This is a genomic window from Natronococcus sp. JC468 (assembly GCF_012163165.1).
GTDB lineage: Archaea > Halobacteriota > Halobacteria > Halobacteriales > Natrialbaceae > Natronococcus > Natronococcus jeotgali.
The window spans coordinates 145,882-165,887 of record NZ_JAAVUO010000005.1; the positions used below are offsets into that span (position 1 = coordinate 145,882).

18 protein-coding genes, 3 tRNA genes, 1 other RNA gene and 2 pseudogenes are annotated in these 20,006 nt (G+C 64.3%); 15 read left to right on the forward strand and 9 right to left on the reverse strand.

Features of this window, described 5'->3' with window-relative positions; all coding sequences use genetic code 11:
• Positions 1 to 38: 38 nt before the first annotated feature.
• A complete protein-coding gene (locus GWG54_RS05140; protein WP_167936756.1) occupies positions 39 to 503 on the reverse strand; it encodes a DUF4385 domain-containing protein in 465 nt (154 codons plus the stop codon).
• A 147-nt stretch (positions 504 to 650) separates the two neighbouring features.
• Here GWG54_RS05140 and GWG54_RS05145 point away from each other — a divergent pair, with 147 nt between their 5' ends.
• Positions 651 to 1,136: a PaaI family thioesterase gene (locus GWG54_RS05145; RefSeq protein WP_167936757.1), complete on the forward strand. Its 486-nt coding sequence runs from the start codon at positions 651 to 653 to the stop codon at positions 1,134 to 1,136.
• A gap of 28 nt (positions 1,137 to 1,164) precedes the next feature.
• Here the strand turns inward: GWG54_RS05145 and GWG54_RS05150 are convergent, their stop codons facing one another.
• Both GWG54_RS05150 and GWG54_RS05155 read right to left on the reverse strand, forming a co-directional pair.
• A complete protein-coding gene (locus tag GWG54_RS05150) occupies positions 1,165 to 1,326 on the reverse strand; it encodes a hypothetical protein (protein WP_167936758.1) in 162 nt (53 codons plus the stop codon).
• A 189-nt stretch (positions 1,327 to 1,515) separates the two neighbouring features.
• Positions 1,516 to 2,094 (reverse strand): cysteine hydrolase family protein, encoded by a 579-nt coding sequence (locus tag GWG54_RS05155; RefSeq protein WP_167936759.1) that lies wholly within the window; start codon positions 2,092 to 2,094, stop codon positions 1,516 to 1,518.
• Between the two features lie 86 nt (positions 2,095 to 2,180).
• On the opposite strand from GWG54_RS05155, the gene GWG54_RS05160 reads away from it, so the two are divergent.
• Positions 2,181 to 3,806 (forward strand): Hvo_1808 family surface protein, encoded by a 1,626-nt coding sequence (locus GWG54_RS05160; RefSeq protein ID WP_167936760.1) that lies wholly within the window; start codon positions 2,181 to 2,183, stop codon positions 3,804 to 3,806.
• A 68-nt stretch (positions 3,807 to 3,874) separates the two neighbouring features.
• A complete protein-coding gene (locus tag GWG54_RS05165; RefSeq protein WP_167936761.1) occupies positions 3,875 to 5,026 on the forward strand; it encodes a nicotinate phosphoribosyltransferase in 1,152 nt (383 codons plus the stop codon).
• A gap of 31 nt (positions 5,027 to 5,057) precedes the next feature.
• Here GWG54_RS05165 and GWG54_RS05170 read toward each other — a convergent pair whose 3' ends face one another.
• Positions 5,058 to 5,657, reverse strand: a complete 600-nt coding sequence (locus GWG54_RS05170) for a TIGR00296 family protein (protein WP_008421606.1) — start codon at positions 5,655 to 5,657, stop codon at positions 5,058 to 5,060.
• Positions 5,658 to 5,759: 102 nt separating this feature from the next.
• On the opposite strand from GWG54_RS05170, the gene rnpB reads away from it, so the two are divergent.
• Positions 5,760 to 6,305: RNase P RNA component (gene rnpB / locus GWG54_RS05175), an RNA gene on the forward strand.
• Positions 6,306 to 6,472: 167 nt separating this feature from the next.
• Here the strand turns inward: rnpB and GWG54_RS05180 are convergent.
• Positions 6,473 to 6,820: an ArsR family transcriptional regulator gene (locus GWG54_RS05180; RefSeq protein ID WP_167936762.1), complete on the reverse strand. Its 348-nt coding sequence runs from the start codon at positions 6,818 to 6,820 to the stop codon at positions 6,473 to 6,475.
• A gap of 252 nt (positions 6,821 to 7,072) precedes the next feature.
• A tRNA-Arg gene (locus tag GWG54_RS05185) sits at positions 7,073 to 7,145 on the reverse strand.
• A gap of 252 nt (positions 7,146 to 7,397) precedes the next feature.
• On the opposite strand from GWG54_RS05185, the gene GWG54_RS05190 reads away from it, so the two are divergent.
• The 3 genes from GWG54_RS05190 to GWG54_RS05200 all read left to right on the forward strand — a co-directional run bounded on the left by GWG54_RS05190 (position 7,398) and on the right by GWG54_RS05200 (position 10,335).
• On the forward strand, positions 7,398 to 8,819 hold the full coding sequence (locus GWG54_RS05190; RefSeq protein ID WP_167936763.1) for a single-stranded DNA binding protein: 1,422 nt from the start codon (positions 7,398 to 7,400) through the stop codon (positions 8,817 to 8,819).
• A 63-nt stretch (positions 8,820 to 8,882) separates the two neighbouring features.
• The gene (locus tag GWG54_RS05195) at positions 8,883 to 9,314 is read left to right on the forward strand and encodes a histone family protein (protein WP_008421611.1); all 432 of its coding nucleotides are present in this window, start codon (positions 8,883 to 8,885) and stop codon (positions 9,312 to 9,314) included.
• 1 nt (position 9,315) lies between these two features.
• Complete coding sequence (locus GWG54_RS05200; RefSeq protein WP_167936764.1) at positions 9,316 to 10,335, forward strand: histone deacetylase; 1,020 nt, start codon at positions 9,316 to 9,318, stop codon at positions 10,333 to 10,335.
• 34 nt (positions 10,336 to 10,369) lie between these two features.
• Here the strand turns inward: GWG54_RS05200 and cca are convergent, their stop codons facing one another.
• Positions 10,370 to 11,773, reverse strand: a complete 1,404-nt coding sequence (gene cca / locus GWG54_RS05205; RefSeq protein ID WP_167936765.1) for a CCA tRNA nucleotidyltransferase — start codon at positions 11,771 to 11,773, stop codon at positions 10,370 to 10,372.
• Between the two features lie 95 nt (positions 11,774 to 11,868).
• On the opposite strand from cca, the gene GWG54_RS05210 reads away from it, so the two are divergent.
• Positions 11,869 to 11,941 (forward strand) — tRNA-Asn (locus GWG54_RS05210).
• Between the two features lie 244 nt (positions 11,942 to 12,185).
• On the opposite strand, the gene GWG54_RS05215 is transcribed toward GWG54_RS05210, so the two are convergent.
• A complete protein-coding gene (locus tag GWG54_RS05215; RefSeq protein ID WP_167936766.1) occupies positions 12,186 to 13,688 on the reverse strand; it encodes a nitrous oxide reductase family maturation protein NosD in 1,503 nt (500 codons plus the stop codon).
• A gap of 410 nt (positions 13,689 to 14,098) precedes the next feature.
• On the opposite strand from GWG54_RS05215, the gene GWG54_RS05220 reads away from it, so the two are divergent.
• The 4 genes from GWG54_RS05220 to GWG54_RS05230 all read left to right on the forward strand — a co-directional run bounded on the left by GWG54_RS05220 (position 14,099) and on the right by GWG54_RS05230 (position 16,410).
• Positions 14,099 to 15,397, forward strand: coding sequence for a GTP-binding protein (locus GWG54_RS05220; RefSeq protein ID WP_167936767.1), 1,299 nt, complete (start codon positions 14,099 to 14,101; stop codon positions 15,395 to 15,397).
• Positions 15,398 to 15,449: 52 nt separating this feature from the next.
• Positions 15,450 to 16,037, forward strand: coding sequence for a molybdenum cofactor biosynthesis protein B (locus tag GWG54_RS05225; protein ID WP_167936768.1), 588 nt, complete (start codon positions 15,450 to 15,452; stop codon positions 16,035 to 16,037).
• 97 nt (positions 16,038 to 16,134) lie between these two features.
• Positions 16,135 to 16,263 carry a hypothetical protein gene (locus GWG54_RS21145; RefSeq protein ID WP_280842091.1) on the forward strand — a complete coding sequence of 43 codons (129 nt, stop codon included), beginning with the start codon at positions 16,135 to 16,137 and terminating at the stop codon, positions 16,261 to 16,263.
• 72 nt (positions 16,264 to 16,335) lie between these two features.
• Positions 16,336 to 16,410: transfer RNA gene (locus GWG54_RS05230), tRNA-Ile, on the forward strand.
• A gap of 351 nt (positions 16,411 to 16,761) precedes the next feature.
• On the opposite strand, the pseudogene GWG54_RS21320 reads toward GWG54_RS05230, so the two are convergent.
• Positions 16,762 to 17,255, reverse strand: a pseudogene (locus tag GWG54_RS21320) (DUF1269 domain-containing protein).
• A 607-nt stretch (positions 17,256 to 17,862) separates the two neighbouring features.
• Here GWG54_RS21320 and GWG54_RS05240 point away from each other — a divergent pair.
• From GWG54_RS05240 to GWG54_RS05250, 3 genes and pseudogenes are all read left to right on the forward strand, one after another.
• The gene (locus tag GWG54_RS05240) at positions 17,863 to 18,498 is read left to right on the forward strand and encodes a GAP family protein (protein WP_167936769.1); all 636 of its coding nucleotides are present in this window, start codon (positions 17,863 to 17,865) and stop codon (positions 18,496 to 18,498) included.
• A 381-nt stretch (positions 18,499 to 18,879) separates the two neighbouring features.
• Positions 18,880 to 19,284 carry a DUF5518 domain-containing protein gene (locus GWG54_RS05245; protein ID WP_167936770.1) on the forward strand — a complete coding sequence of 135 codons (405 nt, stop codon included), beginning with the start codon at positions 18,880 to 18,882 and terminating at the stop codon, positions 19,282 to 19,284.
• A gap of 434 nt (positions 19,285 to 19,718) precedes the next feature.
• Positions 19,719 to 20,006: pseudogene (locus GWG54_RS05250) on the forward strand (IS5/IS1182 family transposase); the annotation flags it as partial.

Below are 20,006 nucleotides of genomic sequence, written 5' to 3' on the forward strand. Positions count from 1 at the left end.
GGGAGTTAACCTAGCAGTCAGGAGTTCGGACTCGTTCGCTACTCCCGTCGTTCGCGGTGACGTTCCCTGGCATCCCGGTAGGCCCCGTCCTCGCGAACCCGTTCCCAGTACTCCTCGAAGACCAGCGCCGCCGCCCGTTTCTCCTCGTCGGCCCACCGTTCCGGTTCGCGCTCGGTCCCGTCGTCGTCGTACTTCGTCCCGCCGGGATACTTCGCGTAGCGCATCGCTCGCGTGTACCCCATCTGGAGGTACTTCCGGGCCATGTCCATCCCCGGAAAGTCGCCGTCCTCGCGGTACCGTTCGTAGCGTTCATAGATCGCCTCTGCGGACTCTCGAGCGCTCCCCTCGTCTTCGTACGACCACAGCGGCAGCAGTTCGCTCTTGTACGGCTCGACCTTGAACACGCCCTCCTCGCCGCGACCGATCTCGTACTCCTCTGGATGCGCACGGAAGTCGACGTCGTACTCGGGGCCGTCGTTCCCCTTGTCGGACTCGTCACTCATACGGACCACCGCGGCCTCGCTCTCGCTCGTCCGCCGAGGCGATGCTCATTACCCTCGAGACGCCCTCGAGCCGGATGAACGCTCACCCTGCACCCGGAGAACCCGAAAAACGCAGCCGTAAAGAGCGTCGCACGTGCACGAGGTGACATGACCGACGAGCCGCCGAACTCGGCCGCGGAGATCGACGACCTCGGCCAGTTCCTCCAGCGCTACATCGACGAGAACCACGAGTTCCTCTCCTGGATCGGAACCAGCGTCGAGAACGTCGACAACGGAACGATGACGCTGTCGATCCCCTACGACGAGAAGCTCACGAACATCCGGCCGAGCGCGGGTCCCGACCAGCGCCCCGACATCCACGGCGGGATCGCCGCGACGCTGATCGACACCGTCGGCGGGTTCGCGATCCAGACCCAGCTCGAGGCCCCGCTCTCGACGGGCGTCGCGACGATCAACCTGAACGTCAACTACCTCCGCCCGGCGACGGGCGACCTCGAGGCGACGGCGGAGGTCGTCCGCGCGGGCTCGACGGTCGGGGTCAGCGAGGTCACCGTCGAGAGCACGACGCCCGACGGCGAGACGAAGGCCGTCGCGACGGGACAGGGCTCTTACCGGATCTTCCGGGACGGCTAGGGCGAGCGCGATCGGATCGAACGGAGTGCTAGCCGTTCGAAACCATCCAGTATCGGACCCCCAGGTAGACGATCACGAGCCCGAACGTCCCGGCGTACAGCGTCGCTCCCTCCGCGGCCGCGGCGACGAGCGCGATGGCGTTGAGCGCGATCCCTCCCGCGTACAGGACCCGGAGCCGTCGGGCGTTCACTCGCGACACCTCCGCTCACCGGGGGTCGCGGCTGACCGTGTCGGTGATCGCGGATCGTCCGTCCGGACGCTCGTCGGTCGTCGGAACACGTTCACGGTGGACCGTTCGAAGGCGGAGCCAAAAACCCCACTCCTCGAGACGACGTTCGAGCGCCCGCACGGGGGCGTCGGCCCGCTCGCCCCGCGGGGACTACGCTCCATCGAACGCGAGCGCGTCGCTCTCGACGACCTCGCCGAACAGCCACTCGGCGTGTTCCAGGGCGTACTCGCGGTGGTCGGGGTCGACGTATCCGATGCAGTCCTCGACCAGGATCGGGCGGAAGTCCCGCAGTCCGGCGCTGCCGCCGGTGTGGAGCACGCAGACGTTCGCGAGGGTGCCACAGATGACGAGGTCGCGGATGCAGCGGGCGTTCAGCCACCCCTCGAGTTCGGTGTTGTAGAAGGCGTCGTAGGTGTGTTTCTCGACGACGTGGTCTTCGGGCTCGACGGGGAGTTCCTCGACGAGTTCGGCCTCCCACGAGCCCTCGAGGACGTGCTCGCCCCACTGCTCGAACTCGTCGTAGTAGTAGCTCTCCTCGAACTGCTCGGGCGGGTGGACGTCCCGCGTGAAGATCACCTGGACGCCGGCCTCGCGCGCCCGCTCGACGAGGTCGACGACCGGTTCGATCACGTCCTCGCTACCCGGGGCGTGCAGCGTTCCCTCGGGGTGACAGAAGCCGTTTTGCATGTCGACGACGACGAGGGCGGTGGTCGCTGGATCGAGGCGCATACGCGACCGTAGGCGGTCGGTCCACAAAACGCTCGCCCGATCGGCGGCCTTTTGATTCGCCCGCGCTTACGGACCGGTATTCCGGCATGAACTCGAGGCGAACGCGGACCGTCGTCGCCCTCCTCGCCGTCTCGTCGATCCTGTTGCTCGCCGCGGCAGGCGGCGCGGTCCCGGGGCTGCTGTCGGCGGGACCGCTCGGGGGCGACGCGACCGACGACCGACCGGACGACCCGACGACCGAGGGGACGGTCGGGTACGTCGAGGGGTACTGGCACGACGACGAGCTCGCAGTCGACGACCGCGAGGGCGCCGTCGTCGAGGACGACGAGCTCGAGGCGGTCGTCTACCGATCGATGGCCCGCGTCGAGGAGATCCGCGGGCTGACCTTCGACGAGGAGGTGTCCGTCGACGTCGTCACGCGAGCGGAGTTCGAGGAGAACAACAGCGAGGTCTTCGGGACCGCCGACGGGGACGAGCGGATCCGGCTGAACGTCGAGGGCGAGGCGCTGTTCGCGGTCGACAACGAGACCGACGCGACCGACGAGCGGGACACACTCTACGGCGGGGCCGTCGGCGGCTACTACGAGCCCGGCACCGATCGGGTCGTCGTCGTCTCGGACGACGTCGACGAGCCCTCCGTGGACGAACCGGTCCTCGGGCACGAGCTTGGACACGCCCTGCAGGACCAGCGCTTCGATATCGGGAGCTACAACCGCTCCACCGTCGATCAGGACAACGCGAAGAACGGGCTCGTCGAGGGCGACGCCACCCGGATCGAAACCGAGTACGAGACGCGTTGCGAGGCGGGCTGGTCGTGTCTCGACTCCGCCGCGTCCGGGGACGGCTCCGCGAACCTCAACTGGGTGCTGTACGCAATGATCTTCCAGCCCTACAGCGACGGCCCCGACTACGTCGACCACCTGCTCGGAACCGACGACCCCGCCGGAGACGACTGGGACGCCGTCGACGCGGCCTACGACGACCCGCCGGCCAGCAGCTCCGAGGTGATCCGACCCGGAACGGAACGCGAGCCCGCGGGCGTCGACGTCGAGGACCGATCGAACGAGAGCTGGAGCCAGCTCGAGGTCGACGGCGAACCGGCGACCGAGACCTACGGCGAGGCGGGACTGGTCGCGATGTTCGCCGGCGACGCCCTCGATTCGCTCGAGCCGTCGGTGATCGACAGGGAGTCGTTCCTCACCGAGCAAACGGGCGAGTACGACTACGACCACCCCTACACCGACGGCTGGGCCGACGACGAGCTCGTCACCTACGTGCCCGACGACGCGTCGGCCGACGATCCGACCGCCGCGGCGGATCGCTCCGGCTACGTCTGGGAGACCGAGTGGACCTCGAGCGAGGAGGCCGAGCAGTTCCTCGCTGGCTACCGGGAGCAACTCGAGCTCGAGGGCGCCGACCCCGTCGCGGACCGTCGGGATACCTACGTGATCGACGAGGAGTTCCCCGGAGCGTACTACCTCGAGCACGACGGGGAGACGGTGACGATCGTTCACGCGCCCACCGTCGCGGAGCTCTCGGCCGTCGACGAGGGCGCCGCGCCGCCCGGCGAGGACGAGATCGACCACGAGGACGTCGACCCGGACGACGAAACGACCGACGACGGCGGCGAGACGATCCCCGGCTTCGGAGTCCTCGCCGCGCTCGTCGCGGTCGCGGCCGCCGTCGCGGTCGCGATCCGAGCCCGGGACTGAACGCGGGCGCCGACCGCGACCGCGCGGCAGACGGGTAGCTTATTTGACCGCCGACTGAAACCGACGGTATGACCAACCCGTTCGGAATCGTGTCGTCCGAGGCGATCCTCGAGGGCGCCGCGACGGACGCCTACTTCGAGCGCACCCGGACCACCCTCGAGCACGCGGGGAAGAACCCCCGCGTGGTCGCCGAGGTGACCGCCGACCAGTTCCCTACCGGCTCCTTCGAGGTCTGTACCGGCGTGAAAGACGTCGCGACGCTGTTCGAGGGTCGCGACGTCGACGTCGACGCGCTTCCCGACGGCCAGCTGTTCGACGGCGGTCCCGTCCTGCGGATCGAAGGGCCATACCTCGAATTCGCCGAGCTGGAGACCTCCCTGCTCGGCTTTCTCTCCCAGCCCAGCGGCTTCGCCACGGCCGCGCTCGAGGCCCGGCTCGCGGCGCCGTCGGCGACGGTACTCTCCTTCGGGGCCCGCCACGTCCATCCCGCGATCGCCGCGACGGTCGAGCGGGCGGCCCTGCTCGCGGGGCTGGACGGGTTCTCGCACGTCGCCGCTGGCGACGTTCTGGGTCGGGAGGCCGGCGGGACGATGCCCCACGCGCTCATGTTCTGTTTCGGCGAGGGGAACCAGGCCGACGCCTGGCGGGCCTTCGACGAGGCCGTCCCCGAGGACGTCCCCCGAATCGCGCTCGCCGATACCTTCTGGGACGAGAAAAGCGAGAGCCTGCTCGCCGCGGAGACCCTCGGCGAGGACTTAGACGGCGTCCGCATCGACACCACGGGCTCCCGACGGGGCGATTTCAGACACATCATTCGGGAGGTCCGCTGGGAGCTCGACGCGCGGGGCCACGAGGACGTCGACATCTTCTGCAGCGGCGGACTCGGTCCCGAGAACATCCGCGAACTTCGGGACGTCGCCGACGGCTTCGGCGTCGGCAGCCACATCACCGGGGCCGACTCGATCGACTTCAGCCTCGACATCGTCGAAATAGCGGGCGAGCCGATCTCCAAGCGCGGCAAGCTCTCGGGCGTGAAGGAGGTCTACCGGACCGCCGACGGGGGCCACCACGTCGCGCTGGCCGACCGCGACGGACCCGACGACGCCGAGTCCCTGCTCGAGCCGCTGGTTCGGGACGGCGAGGTGGTTCGGGAGTTCGACCTCGAGGCCGCCAGCGAGCGCTGTCTCGAGGACGCCGCTGCGGTCGGATTCGACGGGTGAACGATCGGCGACGAAGAGTGCTATCGGCGTCTCAAAGCTCCTCGATGCTGCCGTCGGCCTCGCGCTCGCGGAAGACCTGCCCCTCGAACAGCGTGACGACGACGTCGTCGTCCTGCCAGGCCCCCGGCGCGAGCTTTGCCTTCCGACAGGTACGATCGAGGTACTCGCGGGCGCTCCAGCCGTTCTCGACCGGAACCGTCGGGTAGAGCCACCCTCCCTCGCCGCCGTCGATGGCGACGCCGTGGGTTCCCAGCTCGAGGTCGGCCAGCGGGTCGTCGGTGAGGACGACGTTTCTGACCGCACAGACCGAGACGGTGAGGTTCGGTAGCTCCGAGGGACTCACTTCCGAGCCACAGGAGTCCTCGCTGGCGGCCTCGATTGCCGCGTCGACGATGACGTGGCCGAGCTGGTCGCCCGAGCGGTACCCCCCGGCACAGCCCCGCAGGCTGCCCCGCCCGCGGGTCGACTCGAGGCGAACGAACGCCCCCGTTCGCTCGTAGAAGGCCTCTCGCATGCTGCCCGGTTGCTCTCGCTGTCCGTGTTGCACGTAGGATTCGACGGATTCGCGCGCGAGCTCGACGGCGCGTGCACCGTCCTCGTAGGAAAGGTCAACGCCCTGTCGCTGGGACATACAACCAGACATGGTGATTGTCGTCCTAAAGCGCTTCCATTCGGCTCGAGGCGGGAGGACCCGACCGCGGGACTTATTCGTCCCCCGATCCTACTCTCCACCGGGAGAGAGAGCCCGGCTGCCGCGATGACCGCGACGGCGACGGCGCGGTCACCATGGGACGGCGCGACTCGACGTCGCGTCGTGCCCCCACGTTGGCCACCTCTTCGAGGTGCCCAACGCTCGCGAGGAAAGTCCCCCCACCCGTTCGGGCGGGTGACCGGACGCAAGTCCGGAGCGGGAGACCGCTGGCTCTGGAACAGAAACGACACGTCTCGGCCCGACCGATGAGGCGCGCGACCCCGACCGCGAGGAAGGGAAGCTGACCCGCCGAGGGAAGCGTGGTTCTCGTGCCTCCGGCGCGAGACCGACGGTATGCGAGACGGCGACGCCGTCGAGCTGTGTGCGGTCGCGTCCGACGCGGTTCGAACCCGCGGGTTACGATCGTCGTAACCGACCGCATACGGACGGCCGAGGATCGATGGAACGGCGAACCCTCACCGGTGCAAGTCCGCGCCGTGGTAGCCCGAACGCCCCGCGATTTCGCGGACGGCGCGGACGCTCAGCCGAATGCCGGATCGAACAGAAGGGGGCTTACTCCTCTCGCCCACCGCTCGTCCTCGAGTGGCGACGCCGCTCGAGCCCCACTCTCGAGCGCGGCAGTGCTCCACTACCGGAGCGCTCCGGTCCACAGTCGAGACGGAACGGAGACCGTTCGAACGTACCGCTGAACGACCTGTCACCAGCGAGGCGCTGTTCTGACCATCCTGTGGAAGCTACGGCAGCGAAGCGGTTCCCCTCAGTTGGGACGGGAGCTCGTTCAGATGGTTATATAACAATCGAAGAAGCGGTTCGATTTGGTTCCACTCCGGACCCTCGGTTATCGTGTCTTCGTCACCGTCCCAGCAGACGTATCCCTTCTCCTCGAGTTTCGGCAGCTGCACGTGATACAGTTCGACTCGTACGTTCTCCTCCTCGAACGCGAGGTTCGAAACTCGGTGAAGCGGGAGTTCACCGGAATCGCTATCCCGTTCGTAGAGGCTGAACAGTAGCCGACGCCGAAGGGGATGACTCAGCGTATCCAGTATCTCGTCGGTTGCCTCGTTACGAGAGTGGGCGAGCATATCGGTAGAGTCGTTAACGTAACTACATGAACTTTACTAGCGTTGTCTGGAGTTTCTCCCCGTTCGGACACTAGTGGACGTTCGGAGATCGTCGGCGTGATGTAGTGCCGACCGACGCTACGCGTCGCTCGCGGTATTGTTGCGTCGGAAGCGTCCTGACGGAGTCCAACCCGAGTGAAACGAGCGTTGGGCACGTCAGGATCGAACGACGCAGCGAGTGCTGAACAACGTGAAGCACTCGTAAGGAGTGAGCGTCCTGACGGAGATTTGAACTCCGGTCCCTGGCTCCGCAAGCCAAGAGGATAGTCCACTACCCTATCAGGACTCATCTCTACGTACTGCCGTCGACATTAAAGCCCTTTCGAAAGTATTCGACCGTTGGCCGTCGATTCCGGGAGAGAGTGACACGCGAGCGACGCAGGTTTATCCCGGAGGAGGGGGCCAACGGCGGTATGCACTCCGACCGTCGAACCGGCCTCGAGCCGTCGTCCGTTTCGCCCCCTCGTGTTCGTCATTCGCTCCCGGAGCCGTCGAATGAGCAATTCTTATGCGCGGGCTACCCATGAACGAACATAGAATGAGCGACATCGAGGGCGTGTACGAGGACCTCGAGGCGGACGTTTCTCTCGAGGAGTTTCGCGAGGCCGTCGAGGAGAAAGTCGAGCAGATGGGCGGGCTCGCCGACGAGGAGACGGCGGCGATGCTCATCGCCCACGAGATCGGCGAGAGCGAGGTCGGGGGCGTCGCCGACGTCGAACCCGGGATGGAGGAGGCGAAGTTCGTCGCCAAGGTGATCGACATCGGCGAGTTGCGGACCTTCGAGCGCGACGGCGAGGACGAGGACGGCCGCGTCGTCAACGTGGAGGTCGCCGACGAGACGGGATCGATCCGGGCAGCCTTCTGGGACGACCACGCCGAGGCGACCCGCGAGGAACTCGAGGAGGGCCAGGTGTTGCGGATCAAGGGTCGCCCGAAGGAGGGATTCTCTGGCGTCGAGGTCAGCGTCGACGAGGTCGAACCCGACCCCGACACCGAGATCGACGTGCAGGTCTCGGACACTCACACCGTCGAGGCGCTGTCGCTCGGCCTCTCGAGTGTGAACCTCGTCGGCGTCGTCCTCGACACCGACAGCGTGCGCACCTTCGACCGCGACGACGGCTCGGAGGGGAAGGTCGCGAACCTCGTCGTCGGGGACTCGACGGGCCGCGTTCGGGTGACGATGTGGGACGAGCGCGCGGAACAGGTAACGGAGTTCGAGACGGGCGACACCGTCGAGGTCGTCGACGGCTACGTCCGCGAGCGCGACGGTTCGCTCGAGCTCCACGTCGGCAACCGCGGCGCGATCGAGCCCGTCGACGCCGAGGTCGAGTACGTTCCCGACAACACGCCGATCGAGGACCTCGAGATCGGCGAGACGGTCGACATCGCGGGGGTCGTCCGCTCTGCCGATCCGAAGCGGACCTTCGATCGCGACGACGGCTCGGAAGGGCAGGTTCGGAACATCCGGGTCCAGGACGCGACCGGTGACATCCGGGTCGCGCTCTGGGGCGAGAAGGCCGACCTCGACGTCGGTCCCGGCGACGAGGTCGCCTTAGCCGACGTCGAGATCCAGGACGGCTGGCAGGACGACCTCGAGGCCTCCGCGGGCTGGCAGGCGACGGTGACGGTACTGGATTCGGAAGCCGGAACGGGCGCCGATGCGAACGACGACGCGGATGGCGCCGACGGGAACGCGGGCCTATCGTCGTTCGCGGCGGGCGGCGATGGAGCGTCGACCGCGGAGGACGACTCGTCGGCCGACGCCGACCCGGACGAGCCCGAACCCGGCGAGGAGATCGAGTTCACCGGCGTCGTCGTTCAGGCGGGCGATCCGATCGTCCTTGACGACGGGGAGACGACGATGAGCGTCGCGACCGACGTCGACGTCGGCCTCGGCGAGGAGGTGACCGCCCGCGGGACCGTCCGGAACGATCGCCTCGAGGCGAACGACGTGTTCTGAGACGGCGAAAAACGCCGAATCACGAGGAAAAGCGTTAAGGGAGTTAACTCCGGCTATCATGATATGAACGTCGAACTCCCGTTCGCGCCGGTGGATACGATCATCCGGCGGAACGCGGACGAGCTTCGGGTGAGCGCCGACGCGTCGGAGGAACTCGCAAAGCGCATCCAGGACCGCGGGAGCGAGCTCGCGACCGAGGCCGCCGAGCGAGCGGACGCGGACGGGCGCAAGACCCTGATGGCCGAGGACTTCGGGGTCGAGACGGTCGTCGACAAGGAGGGCCTCGAGTTGCCCGTCGCCCCGGTCGACCGCATCGCGCGCCTCGAGATCGACTCCCGGTACCGGGTCTCGATGGACGCCCGGATCGCGCTCGCGGACATCCTCGAGGACTACGCCGACAACGTCGCCCGGGCCGCGGCCGTCCTCGCGCGCCACGCCGATCGGCGCACGATCACGGACGACGATATCGAGACGTACTTCTCGCTGTTCGAGTGAGATGCAGTTCGGCTACAGCGAGACCTGTCTCGCACACGATCCCGGCGCGCGCCATCCGGAGTCGCCGGACCGACTGCGCGCGATTCGCGAGGGGCTGAAGCGAAAACACGGCGTCCAGTACGTCGAGGCCGATCCCGTCGACGTCGACGTCATCGACGGCGTTCACGACCGCGACTACCTCGAGTCCGTCAGGGAGTTCTGTGCCGACGGCGGGGGTAACTGGGACCCCGACACCACCGCGGTCGAGGAGACCTGGGACGCGGTCAGATACAGCGCCGGACAGGCCTGTTGGGCCGCCGAAACGGCGCTCGACGGCGACGACGGCCGAGAGACGCCGTTTTCGATCGGCAGGCCACCGGGCCACCACGCCGTCTACGACGACGCGATGGGCTTTTGTTTCGTCAACAACGTCGCCGTCGCCGCCCAGCACGCCCTCGAGACCCGCGACGTCGATCGGGTCGCGATCGTCGACTGGGACGTCCACCACGGCAACGGCACGCAGGACATCTTCTACGACCGCGGGGACGTCTTCTTCGCGTCGATCCACGAACAGGGGCTGTACCCGGGCACCGGAGCGGTCGAGGAGACGGGCGAGGGTTCGGGCGAGAGAGCGACGATGAACCTCCCGATGCCCGCCGGCACCGACGACCGGGACTATCTCGAGGCGATCGAGGGACCGGTCGCGACCGCCCTCGAGGCGTACGACCCCGACCTCCTGCTGATCAGCGCCGGCTTCGACGCTCACCGCCACGACCCGATCTCACGGATTCGCCTCTCGACGGAGGCCTACGCCCTGCTGACCGATCGACTCCGCGGGATCGCCGACCGAACCGACGCGGCGCTGGGGTTCGTCCTCGAGGGGGGGTACGGGCTCGACGTGCTGGCCGACACCGTCGCGCTGGTCCACGAGACGTTCGACGGCCGCGAACCGATCGAACCCGACGGCGACTGCAGCCCCGACGCCGTCGAACTGCTCGAGGAGGTCGCGGCGGCTCACGACCTCGAGTTGGATCTCGAGTGAAGCGGGCTGAGCCCCCGCTATCGGGCGTTCGGACTCAGGGACGTGGCTCGAAGTACGCACGGAGCTGGCGGCCGAACTCCGGCAGCAGCGCCGTCGTCTCCGTGCCGACGAGGACGTCGTACCCGTCCTCGAGGGCGGTTTCGACGTGTGCCCCCAGTCCGACGTCGAACAGCCGCTCGCTCTCGAGGAACGCGCGGGCGGTGGTCCACTCCCGCTCTCGTTCCGCGACGTACCGACCGCCGTCGACGAACGGGCCGTACACGTCTGGATCGTCGGCGTAGGCGTCGTAGAATCCCTCGGCGTGATCGCGGACGTGAACCGGCGGACCGAGGTGGCGCTCGATCGCGGGTCGCTCGGCGACGGTCAACTCCGCGAAGACGACGGCCGTCTCCGCCGCGAACGTCCGCGCCCGGAGCACGTCGAATCCGCGATCCTCGAGCCCGCCGACGATCCCCTTGAGGGATTTCTCCAGTTGCGGGTAGAGCTGGTCGTCGACGAGGTCGGGCGTCTCGAACCGGATCGCGACGGGCGTCGTCCCGCGGTCGGCGAGGTGCTCGCGAAGCGCCGCCTCGGTCAGCGGCGCCGGCTCCCGTGGCTCGAAGTACTCGACCGACGGCGCCGCGAGGAACTCGCGGGCGTAGTGCTGCAGGCGGGCGACGTTTTCCGCCGAACAGACGGCGGCGACGTTGCGTTCGGGGTCGGTCGGGTCGATGACGATCAACGGGTCGTCGAACGCGACGTCGGCGGCGTGGTCCTCGGGATCGAGCTCGACGGGCGGGTGCCAGTCGGCCGCCGCCTCGAGCAGCGGGACGAACCCGCCGTACTCCACGACGAGCAACTCGGTGAGGTAGCCGCTGAACCCCCGCGTCCGGAGGTCGCTCCCGTAGGCACCGATCCCCTTCAGGAACTGTTTGGCGAGGCGGACATCGGCTGCGAGCTCCGCGTCGAGGCGCTCCTCGAGGTAGCGGTTGTGAAACGGCGTTCGGTCGACCGCCGAGCGGATCTCGGTCGCCGACTCGAGCCGAAAGCAGGGCACGACGTCGACGTCGAACCCCTCGACCTCGCCTTTGACGTAGGGGTGTTCGGCGTACTCCTCGTGGCCGTCGGGAACCGTCGCGTGCCCGACCTCGAGGCCGTACTCCTCGAGGGTCTCGCGGTCGAGTTCGGGCGGAAAGCGGACGAAAACGTCGATGTCGCGGTCGCCGCTGATCCAGGTCTCCCGGGCCGAGGATCCGACCTGCAACACGTCGGCGCCGGGCGCCAGCTCGGTCGCCGCGTCCGTGGCACGCTCGGCGAGCGTCGTCGCAACCGCGCGCAGCCGCGAGCGCTCGTCGGCGTCCGGATCGACCCGCTCTCGGACGGTCGCTAGGACGGACTCGAGGTCGGCGTTCGATCCGTTCGCACCGTACTCGTCGCGGTCGCCCTCGTCGTCGCTCATCGCGTCCCGGTACTCGAGCGGTGAGTGAAAGGGTGTCGAACTCCGGGAAGGGAAAACGAAAGCCCTATCAAACCTACCCGATTACCTGATGATGAGCCGAAGTAGCTCAGATGGTAGAGCACCTCGCTGTTAACGAGGTTGTCCCAGGTTCGAGTCCTGGCTTCGGCGTCCGACGAATTTCTTCGAAATTTTCGGGCTAACTGGGACGCAAAGCGTTCCAGTCCTGCTGATTTTCGAGCACTCACACCCGAGGAGCGGTAGTACCGAGCGTATCCAGCGAGAAAATTAGCGAGACAAGCAGGACTCGAGCACGCGAGTTGCACGCGGCCGAACGGAGTGAGGCCGACCGTCTCACACCAGTTCGAATTCCGAAAACGAGAGACGGGGACGTTGTTCCGCGGTGTCCCGTTTCTCACTCACTCGCCTCTTCGATCATCTGGAGGACAGACTCCCGGTCGCCGGTCTCGACGACTTCCTGGACGACCGCCGAGGAGACAGTTTGCTGATCGACGGACGGGTTCGTTTCCCCGCTCGCGGTCGGTTCGGTGTACAGGACCCCGTTGACTTCGATGCTGTTCTCCGCTCCACCGACGATCTGTATCGGTCCGCCCTCGTTCCCCCGAGCGGTGTTCGCGCGCCCTTCGTTAACGCTCGAGTTGAACAGATTGAATCCGGGACTGACCGTAAACTCGTCTAGAGTGGGGTCCCCGAAACCGCTCTCGTTGTCGTTTGCGGTGTTGTTCGACAGCGTATTCCCGTCCGACCACGCGAGGAGGATGCCGCCCTCGAACCCGTTGGAGTTCGCCGTATTTCCGATCAGGGCGTTTTCGTCCGAGAGCAGGAGCGAGATCCCACAGTCTGCGTTTCCGTTGGCGGTGTTTTCCCGGATCGTGTTTCCGTGTGACTCGACGAGGCTGATGCCGATGAGGTTGGTGTTTCCATTTACGGTGTTTCTTACGAGCGTATTCGCGCTCGATTCGATCAACACGACTCCGTCGAAAATGTTGTCGCTCACGGTGTTTTCCTCGAACGTGTTCTCGTGGGAGTTCTCGAGCCTGATGCCGGTGATGTTTCCGTCGACGTCGTTGGCTACGAGGGTGTTCTCGTTCGACTCGAGGAAGAAGATGCTGCTATCTTCTTCGGCGGGGAACGAATTATCGTTCACGGCGTTCGCCTCCAGCCGGTTCCCGTCGGCGTTCTCGAGTCGAATTCCGTGTCCGACGTTCGCGAACGCGTCGTTGTTGGCAAGCGCGTTCTCCGCCGACCGGAGGAGGGAGATTCCGTATCGATTACCCGACGTGGTCGTCTCCGCGATCGATCCCGCCGTCACCTCGTCGAAGGCGATTCCGGCGTCGAACCCCTCGATGGCGAGGTTCCGTACCGTCACGTTCGAGAGGCCGTCGGTCGCGTGCCCGTTGGATTTCTTCTTGTCCGTTTTGGCCTTCGTTTCGTTTTCTTCTCCCGTACCCGGCTGAACGAGAACGCCGGCGGTCCCCGTCTCGAGCGGGCTGTCGAACCCGTTCGGTTCGGTGGGTCCTGGACCGGAGATCGCGTACCCCTGGCCATCGAGCGTCACGTCGCTCGTACGAATCTCGATACAGGTTTCACCGGGCTCCGCTTCGAGATCGGTTTCCAGCGCGTAGCGTCCGGGCTCGGTGATCGTCATACACTCGGCGATCGTCGTCCGTTCCGTCTCCGTCCGTTCACCTTCCTGCTGGTCGGTACGTTCTTCGCCGTCGGACTGCCCACCCGATGACGGCCCGTCGGCCGCCCGAGGGTCGCTCGTCCGATCGTCTTTTTCGGCACGGCCGTCGCTGGCCCCAACGCATCCCGCCAGCCCGCTCAGCGTAATGACACCACCATACAGGTACGACCGTCGTCCGACCCCGCAGCCCCGGGTTTCGATATCTTTCATCTCGGATCCCTCCAGAATACCGGCAGACTTGGGTATGAGTCACTTATCTTTCCACGTATGTTGTTTGTACGCACCACGTCGTCAATCCTGATCTGAGGTGTACTCGGGAGTGGGATTCCACTTCTCGGGCAAACACCCCAACTATTGTTGACAGACGCGTACTTTAGGAAAAACCGATACGACCGAGAGACCGCTGTTCGAGCGGTCTACTCGCAACAACCGTCGACTACGCGTGACAATCGCCGATTCTAACCCGCACTCGACCGATCGACAGGGCGGTGATGAACTCCGATCTCTCCGTCTCGTCGCTTCGGATGGTTGCCAGCTGCCGTTGAGATGATAGCATGGACCCCGAACTCGGCCGGTTCGAATCGGAAGACCGACGTGTGCTCGCGCCAGCGAACGATCCAATGTCCGTTCCGGTCACTATCCTCTGTGGCGAGCTCGGCGCCGGGAAGACGACGCTGCTCTCGGGGCTGCTCGAGTCCGCCGACCGCGAGATCGCCGTCCTGGTCAACGACGTCGGCGAGGTCAACGTCGACGCCGATCTGGTGGAAGCGCGCACCGACCTCGAAACCGGCGACGAGGTCGTCGCCCTCGAGAACGGCTGTATCTGCTGTAGCCTCGGCGGCGAGCTCTCCCGGGCCGTGATCCAGCTCTGGAAGAGCCACGAGTTCGATCACCTGGTCGTCGAAGCATCGGGGGTCGGCGAGCCCGAACCGATCGCCCGGCGGTTCGTCCGCGGTCCCGCGGGCGGCCCCTACGACCTCGAGGCCGTCGTCACCGTCGTCGACGCGCGGCGGTTCCACGATCGGTTCGCCGACGGCGACGACATGCCGATCCAGCAAGGGGCCGACGAGGAGGGAACGCGTCCCCTTTCGGACCTGGTCCTCGAGCAGGTGGAGTTCTGCGACCTGCTCGTGGTGAACAAAGGCGACCTCGTCAGCGACGCGGAACACGAGCGAGTCGTCGCCCTGCTCGAGGCGCTCCAGCCGCGCGCGGAGATCGCGACGGCCGAGTACGGCGATCTGGAACCCGACGTCCTGCTCGGCGTCGAGCGTTTCGAGCTCGAGACGGTCCGTGATTCGGCGGGCTGGAAGCGCCAGATCGAGGCCGACGCTAACGAGGGCGAGCACGGGACCGACGGAAATTACGACTACAGCGACGGTGGCGACCACGCTCGCGGCGGCGACCACACCCACAGCGATGGCGACCACACTCACGACCACGCGCACCCGCCAGAACGGTACGGGATCGAGGTCGAGGGGTATCACCGTCGCCGTCCGTTCCACCCCGAACGGTTCACCGAGCTGTTGCGCTCGCTTCCCGAGGGGCTCGTCCGCGCGAAGGGGCTGACGTGGATCGCCGGCCGCGAGGACCAGGCGATCACGACGAGCACCGCCGGCGCCGCGACCACGCTCGAGGTGACTGGCCGCTGGATCGCCAGCTTTGCCGAAGAACGACAGGAGACGTACCGTCGGGGCCAGCCCGGCCTCGTCTGGGACGAGGAGCACGGTGATCGGGAGGTGCGGCTCGCGCTCATCGGCCGTGACGTCGACTGGGACGCCCTCGAGTCACAGCTCGACGACTGTCTGCTATCCGACGAGGAGATGGCCGCCGACTGGAGCGACTACGAGAACCCCGCACCGACGGGGATGGGTGAAACGGTGACGATCTCGAGCGCCGACCCGGAGGCGCCGGCCCGATGAGAGCCGTGGTCTCGGGACAGGAGTTATCGCCCTTCGGTCTGGAGGTACGCGTATGACGACCGATCGCGCCGACCGGCGGAGCACCGACGACCACGGCCACGACCTCATCGATCCGCTCTACGTCGGGATCGTCACGGTCTCGAGTTCGCGAGCCGCGGCGGCTGACGCCGATCCCGACGATCCCGGCGGCGACACGATCCAGGAGTGTTTCGAAGCGGAGGGTCACGAGGTCCGGGATCGCGTGCTGGTTCGGGACGACTACTCCGCGATCCGTACCGCGGTTCGGGGTCTCGTCGCCCGCCAGGATATCGACGTCGTTTGCACGACGGGCGGCACCGGCGTTACGGTTGACGACGTCTCTCCCGAGGCGACGTCGTCGCTGTTCGAACGCGAACTTCCCGGCTTCGGCGAGCTGTTTCGCTCGCTGTCGTGGGAGGAGATCGGCACGCGAGCGATGTCCTCGCGGGCGACCGCCGGCATCGCCGTCGACACGCCGGTGTTCTGTCTCCCGGGGAGCACGGGCGCCTGTCGAACGGCCTGCGAGGAGCTGATCGTCCCCGAGACTCCCCACCTCGCGGGACTGGCGACGCGCCACCGCGAGGGAACGACCGAGCAGACGCTCGCCGACTACGACGAGTAACCTCCCGCGGCGCGCGCTGTGATTGCCGGAGCGATCGCCAGCCGTCGGCACGCCCGCAACAGTCTTTATTGGCTTCGAAACCGAAGTCTCGAGTGCTATGTGCCACCACTTCGAATCCGTCTCCGAGCTCGACGCCGAGGAGCGAGCCGACGTCCTCGAGTCCCACTCCGACGAGGAACTCGAGGAGGCGCTCTCAGAGGACGAACTCGAGGCGCTGACCGCGTAGCCGAACCGGCGCTTTTTCGCGGACGAAACAGACAGCAAGCGTTAACTATCGTGACGGGTTCGTTCGACTCGAGGGCCCTTAGCTCAGCCTGGTTAGAGCGCTCGGCTCATAACCGAGTGGTCGATGGTTCGAATCCGTCAGGGCCCATAGAGCGAGGCGAGCAGATGCGAGCCTCGCGGAGTGGATCGCTGACGGATTCGAAGCAGGGAGGAGCTTTGCTCCGACCGAGGTTCGAATCCGTCAGGGCCCATAGCCACCCAGATTGGCGTTAGTGTCGCTTAAACGTCCGATATCAGCAGTTGTATGGAATTAGAATATTTCCGCCTGACAGGCTCAGCCACATATTGCAGGGTTCTCAGCCAGCCGAATTTGGGAGCAACACAGATCATCTAGTTGACTGATGACATTTTAAGTAACAGAACGAAAATGCTGTTATGAACAACAGAAACCTGAACTAGTTTTGGATCTGACCAGTCTATAGCTGGTATCTTCACTCGTTCACGCGGTCACTTCGTCGGCGGCGAAGTGCTCGCGGAGTTTATCTTCGTCTTCTGGTGAGAGATTCGTCTCAAGGACTTCGGGATTGTACGGATCGAGTTCTTCGATGACGCGGTCCCGCTGAACGTCACTTACGAGCATGAACAGCGCGGATTCGCCGGGGCCAATCTTCTCGCCAACTTCTTTGATGAACGCATCGTCGATACCGATGTCGGAGAATTTCCCTCCCATCGCGCCAGACACTGCTCCGACCGCCATTCCCAATACTGGTGCAAGGAAGATGAGGCCAATAAGCAGTCCCCAGAACGCACCGCCCATGGCGTCCGTACCGACGAGACTCTGAGCCTGTTTTACGTCGGTTTTCCCTCTTCATTTCGAACTACAACGGCGGCGTCGTCCATCGTGATCAACTCCTGTTTTTGCAACTCGAAGAGCTTGTCTCGCACTTCGAGTGCGCCAGTCTCGTTATCGAATGCTAGTGCAATGAGTTTCATATGTCCTTGCCCAACAGTTCGATGTCCATCTGACCGAACACCTGGACCGTGACGTGATCATCCGTGTCGGATTCATCGGAGCCCAGAATTCTGAGGACGAGCCGCCGGATTCGCCGATCGGAGGGACAACGGTATCGGGCAGGACGGAAAATGGAGTTCTGTCCAGCTAATTTGATACGAAAGAACGGACAGGAACCGTCTCCTTCGATGAATGTCATCATCTCATTGAACATCAGAATTGACGACAATTTTTCCAACTAGCAAAAAGATACTTGTCGATTGGTGGTGGGAATTCTCATGGAAATTCAAATGAAAAAACACATCGAAGGTACCTTCTTTGCGTTGAGTCTGTTATGAATAATCTGTGTCCGGAGGAACCGCACACGCAGCCACGAACCCGGTTCTGGATGCCCACGTTCATCGCCTCATTGAGCATGGTGCTCGGCGTGCTTGTCTACCCCTCAGCGAAGACGAAACGCCCGTTGGATGGCTCTCAGTAGCCGATTCGACGAACTCACTGTACGTTCGCAATGATATATGATGGATTAGTTATAAAAATAGAACGCCTTGACGGCGAAAGCGAATCAAATCACGGTGAGTTCCAGCGATGAGCCTCATACAGGTTCTCCCATTGGCTATCGTAATGATCGCAGGTCCACAGATACTCTCGCCCATCTTCCTTGCTACGAGCGAACAGTGGCGGAAGAACTCTGCGGCATACGTCCTCGGCGCGTCTCTCTCGATCAGTCTCGTCGTCGTCGTCGCATACCTCCTCGGCAACAGTCTCGGCGGCGGAGGTGGTGGACTGTTAGGGTCGAGTGCGCAGCAATTGCTCTACCTCGTCGTCGTCCTCCTCCTCCTCTACGCGGCGGTGGAGACCTACCGAAAGCGGAACGTGTCCGAACCGCCGAAGTGGATGGGTAAGTTGACCAGCGCGTCACCGCGGTTCTCGTTTCGACTGGGATTCCTCCTGTTGGGGTTTTTTCCGACCGACATCGTCACCTCGATGAGCGTCGGCACCTACCTTGCGGCGAACGGCGATCCGGTCACAGACGCGGCTGGGTTCGTCCTGCTCACACTCTTCATCTTAGTGCTTCCGTCGCTCGGCGTGCTCGTCTTGGGCGAGCGGGCAGAAGCTGCACTCCCGAAGATCCGCGACTGGATGAACGACAACTCGTGGATCATCTCTGAGGTGGTGATCATATTGTTCGTCGTCCTGACGCTCCAGAACCTCCTCGGGTAAGACATTATGTAAATTCCAATTGAATGATCGGTTATTACCACCGATGTCCTTTACACCATATGCTCCTCGTACAAGTCTTGATATCCGAGGAGCGCGAGAGCACCTTCTCGGGGCTCTCGACGAGGAAGCATCGACTACACAGTTTTTGAAGAAGTCGGACGGGGTTGTTTCGAGGTCAGGGTCCAATTCCCCATCCCAGAGCGGTGTCGAACTAATACTGGGGCGAGCGATTAGCATCATTCGGGATACCATTTTGGTACTCGTGTCCATCGTGGTTGGCGAAGCCAACGAGTGTGAAAACCTAGTCAGTCGGTTTAATTTTACTATCCTTCTTTGCTGGAAGGAGGTTTATATCCACTGACAGCATAGTAACATTTGATCATGAGGATAAACTGGACCGCAGTCATCACTGGATTCGTCGTGACCCTCGCATTAGGGTTCATCAGCGGCCTCATCTATGTCGGATCGGAAGCATCAGTCGTGCTCCTGTACTGGGGAGGAATCGGATTACTCGGCGGCCTCACCGCCGGATACCTCGCTGGCGGGACGATCAGTTCCGGTGCAACCCACGGCGGTATCGCCACCGTCTTCGGGTCGCTGGTCCTGTTAGCCCTTGCGACGTTCACTACCCTGCTCTTCGCAGGCCTCGTCGCATCGTTCAGCGTGCTCGTACTCGGCCTGCTGATGCTCGCTTTCTACGCCATCCCCGGTGCTCTGGGCGGCGCAGTCGGCTCGTGGGCAAAGCACCGCCGGGTCACTCCGGAATCGACGGGCACCCGGGCCTGAATTGGTCACTGGCGACCCATACCGAGTTTTTTGTAGACTACAATCGACAGATGAGTTTCGTCGTCGTCACGAATCCCTTATTAATACTCTCGAGGAGTAATTGGATTCGTCACGTCACTCTACACAAATTGGCGACTGTCAGAAAAGACAGTAGATCTGGTTTAACCACTAGCTGAAGCGTTTCATGAATTGATGAGTGCAGAATCGAAGCGATCGAAACGGTTTCTCGTTCTGATCGGTATTCTCAGTACTTCACAAAGCCGGTTAGTTAGAACGTCTGCTTGCTGCGAATGTGCCTAGCAAACAGCAGCAAGCAGACAATGAAATCCACGAAGACCAGCTTCTTAACTTTCTCGGGCTGCGTTGAATCACTAGACGGCGTCGGGGGAGGTCAGTAAATCGAAGGAGTTGAAGCGGAGAGACCTCGGTTGTCCATGACGAAAATCTCCCGCTTCACCGAGCGTTGCGTCTCGATTGCACAAAGAGTTACGGGTGAACGAGGCGAATCCGCCGCCCCGCAGGGCGGCGGCGGATTCGCCGACTATGCCCTCGTTTCGCTGCATTGTCTCCGGATTTATCTCGATACGTCCTACCGGATGACAATCGATCTGTTGAAGGAGATGCCGCAAATAACAGGGGAGATCGGCCTTGACGAGGCCGATCTCCCCGCGCCTTCCACGCTGTGTAAGGCGTTTGATCGGATCGAGATGAGCGTCTGTCGA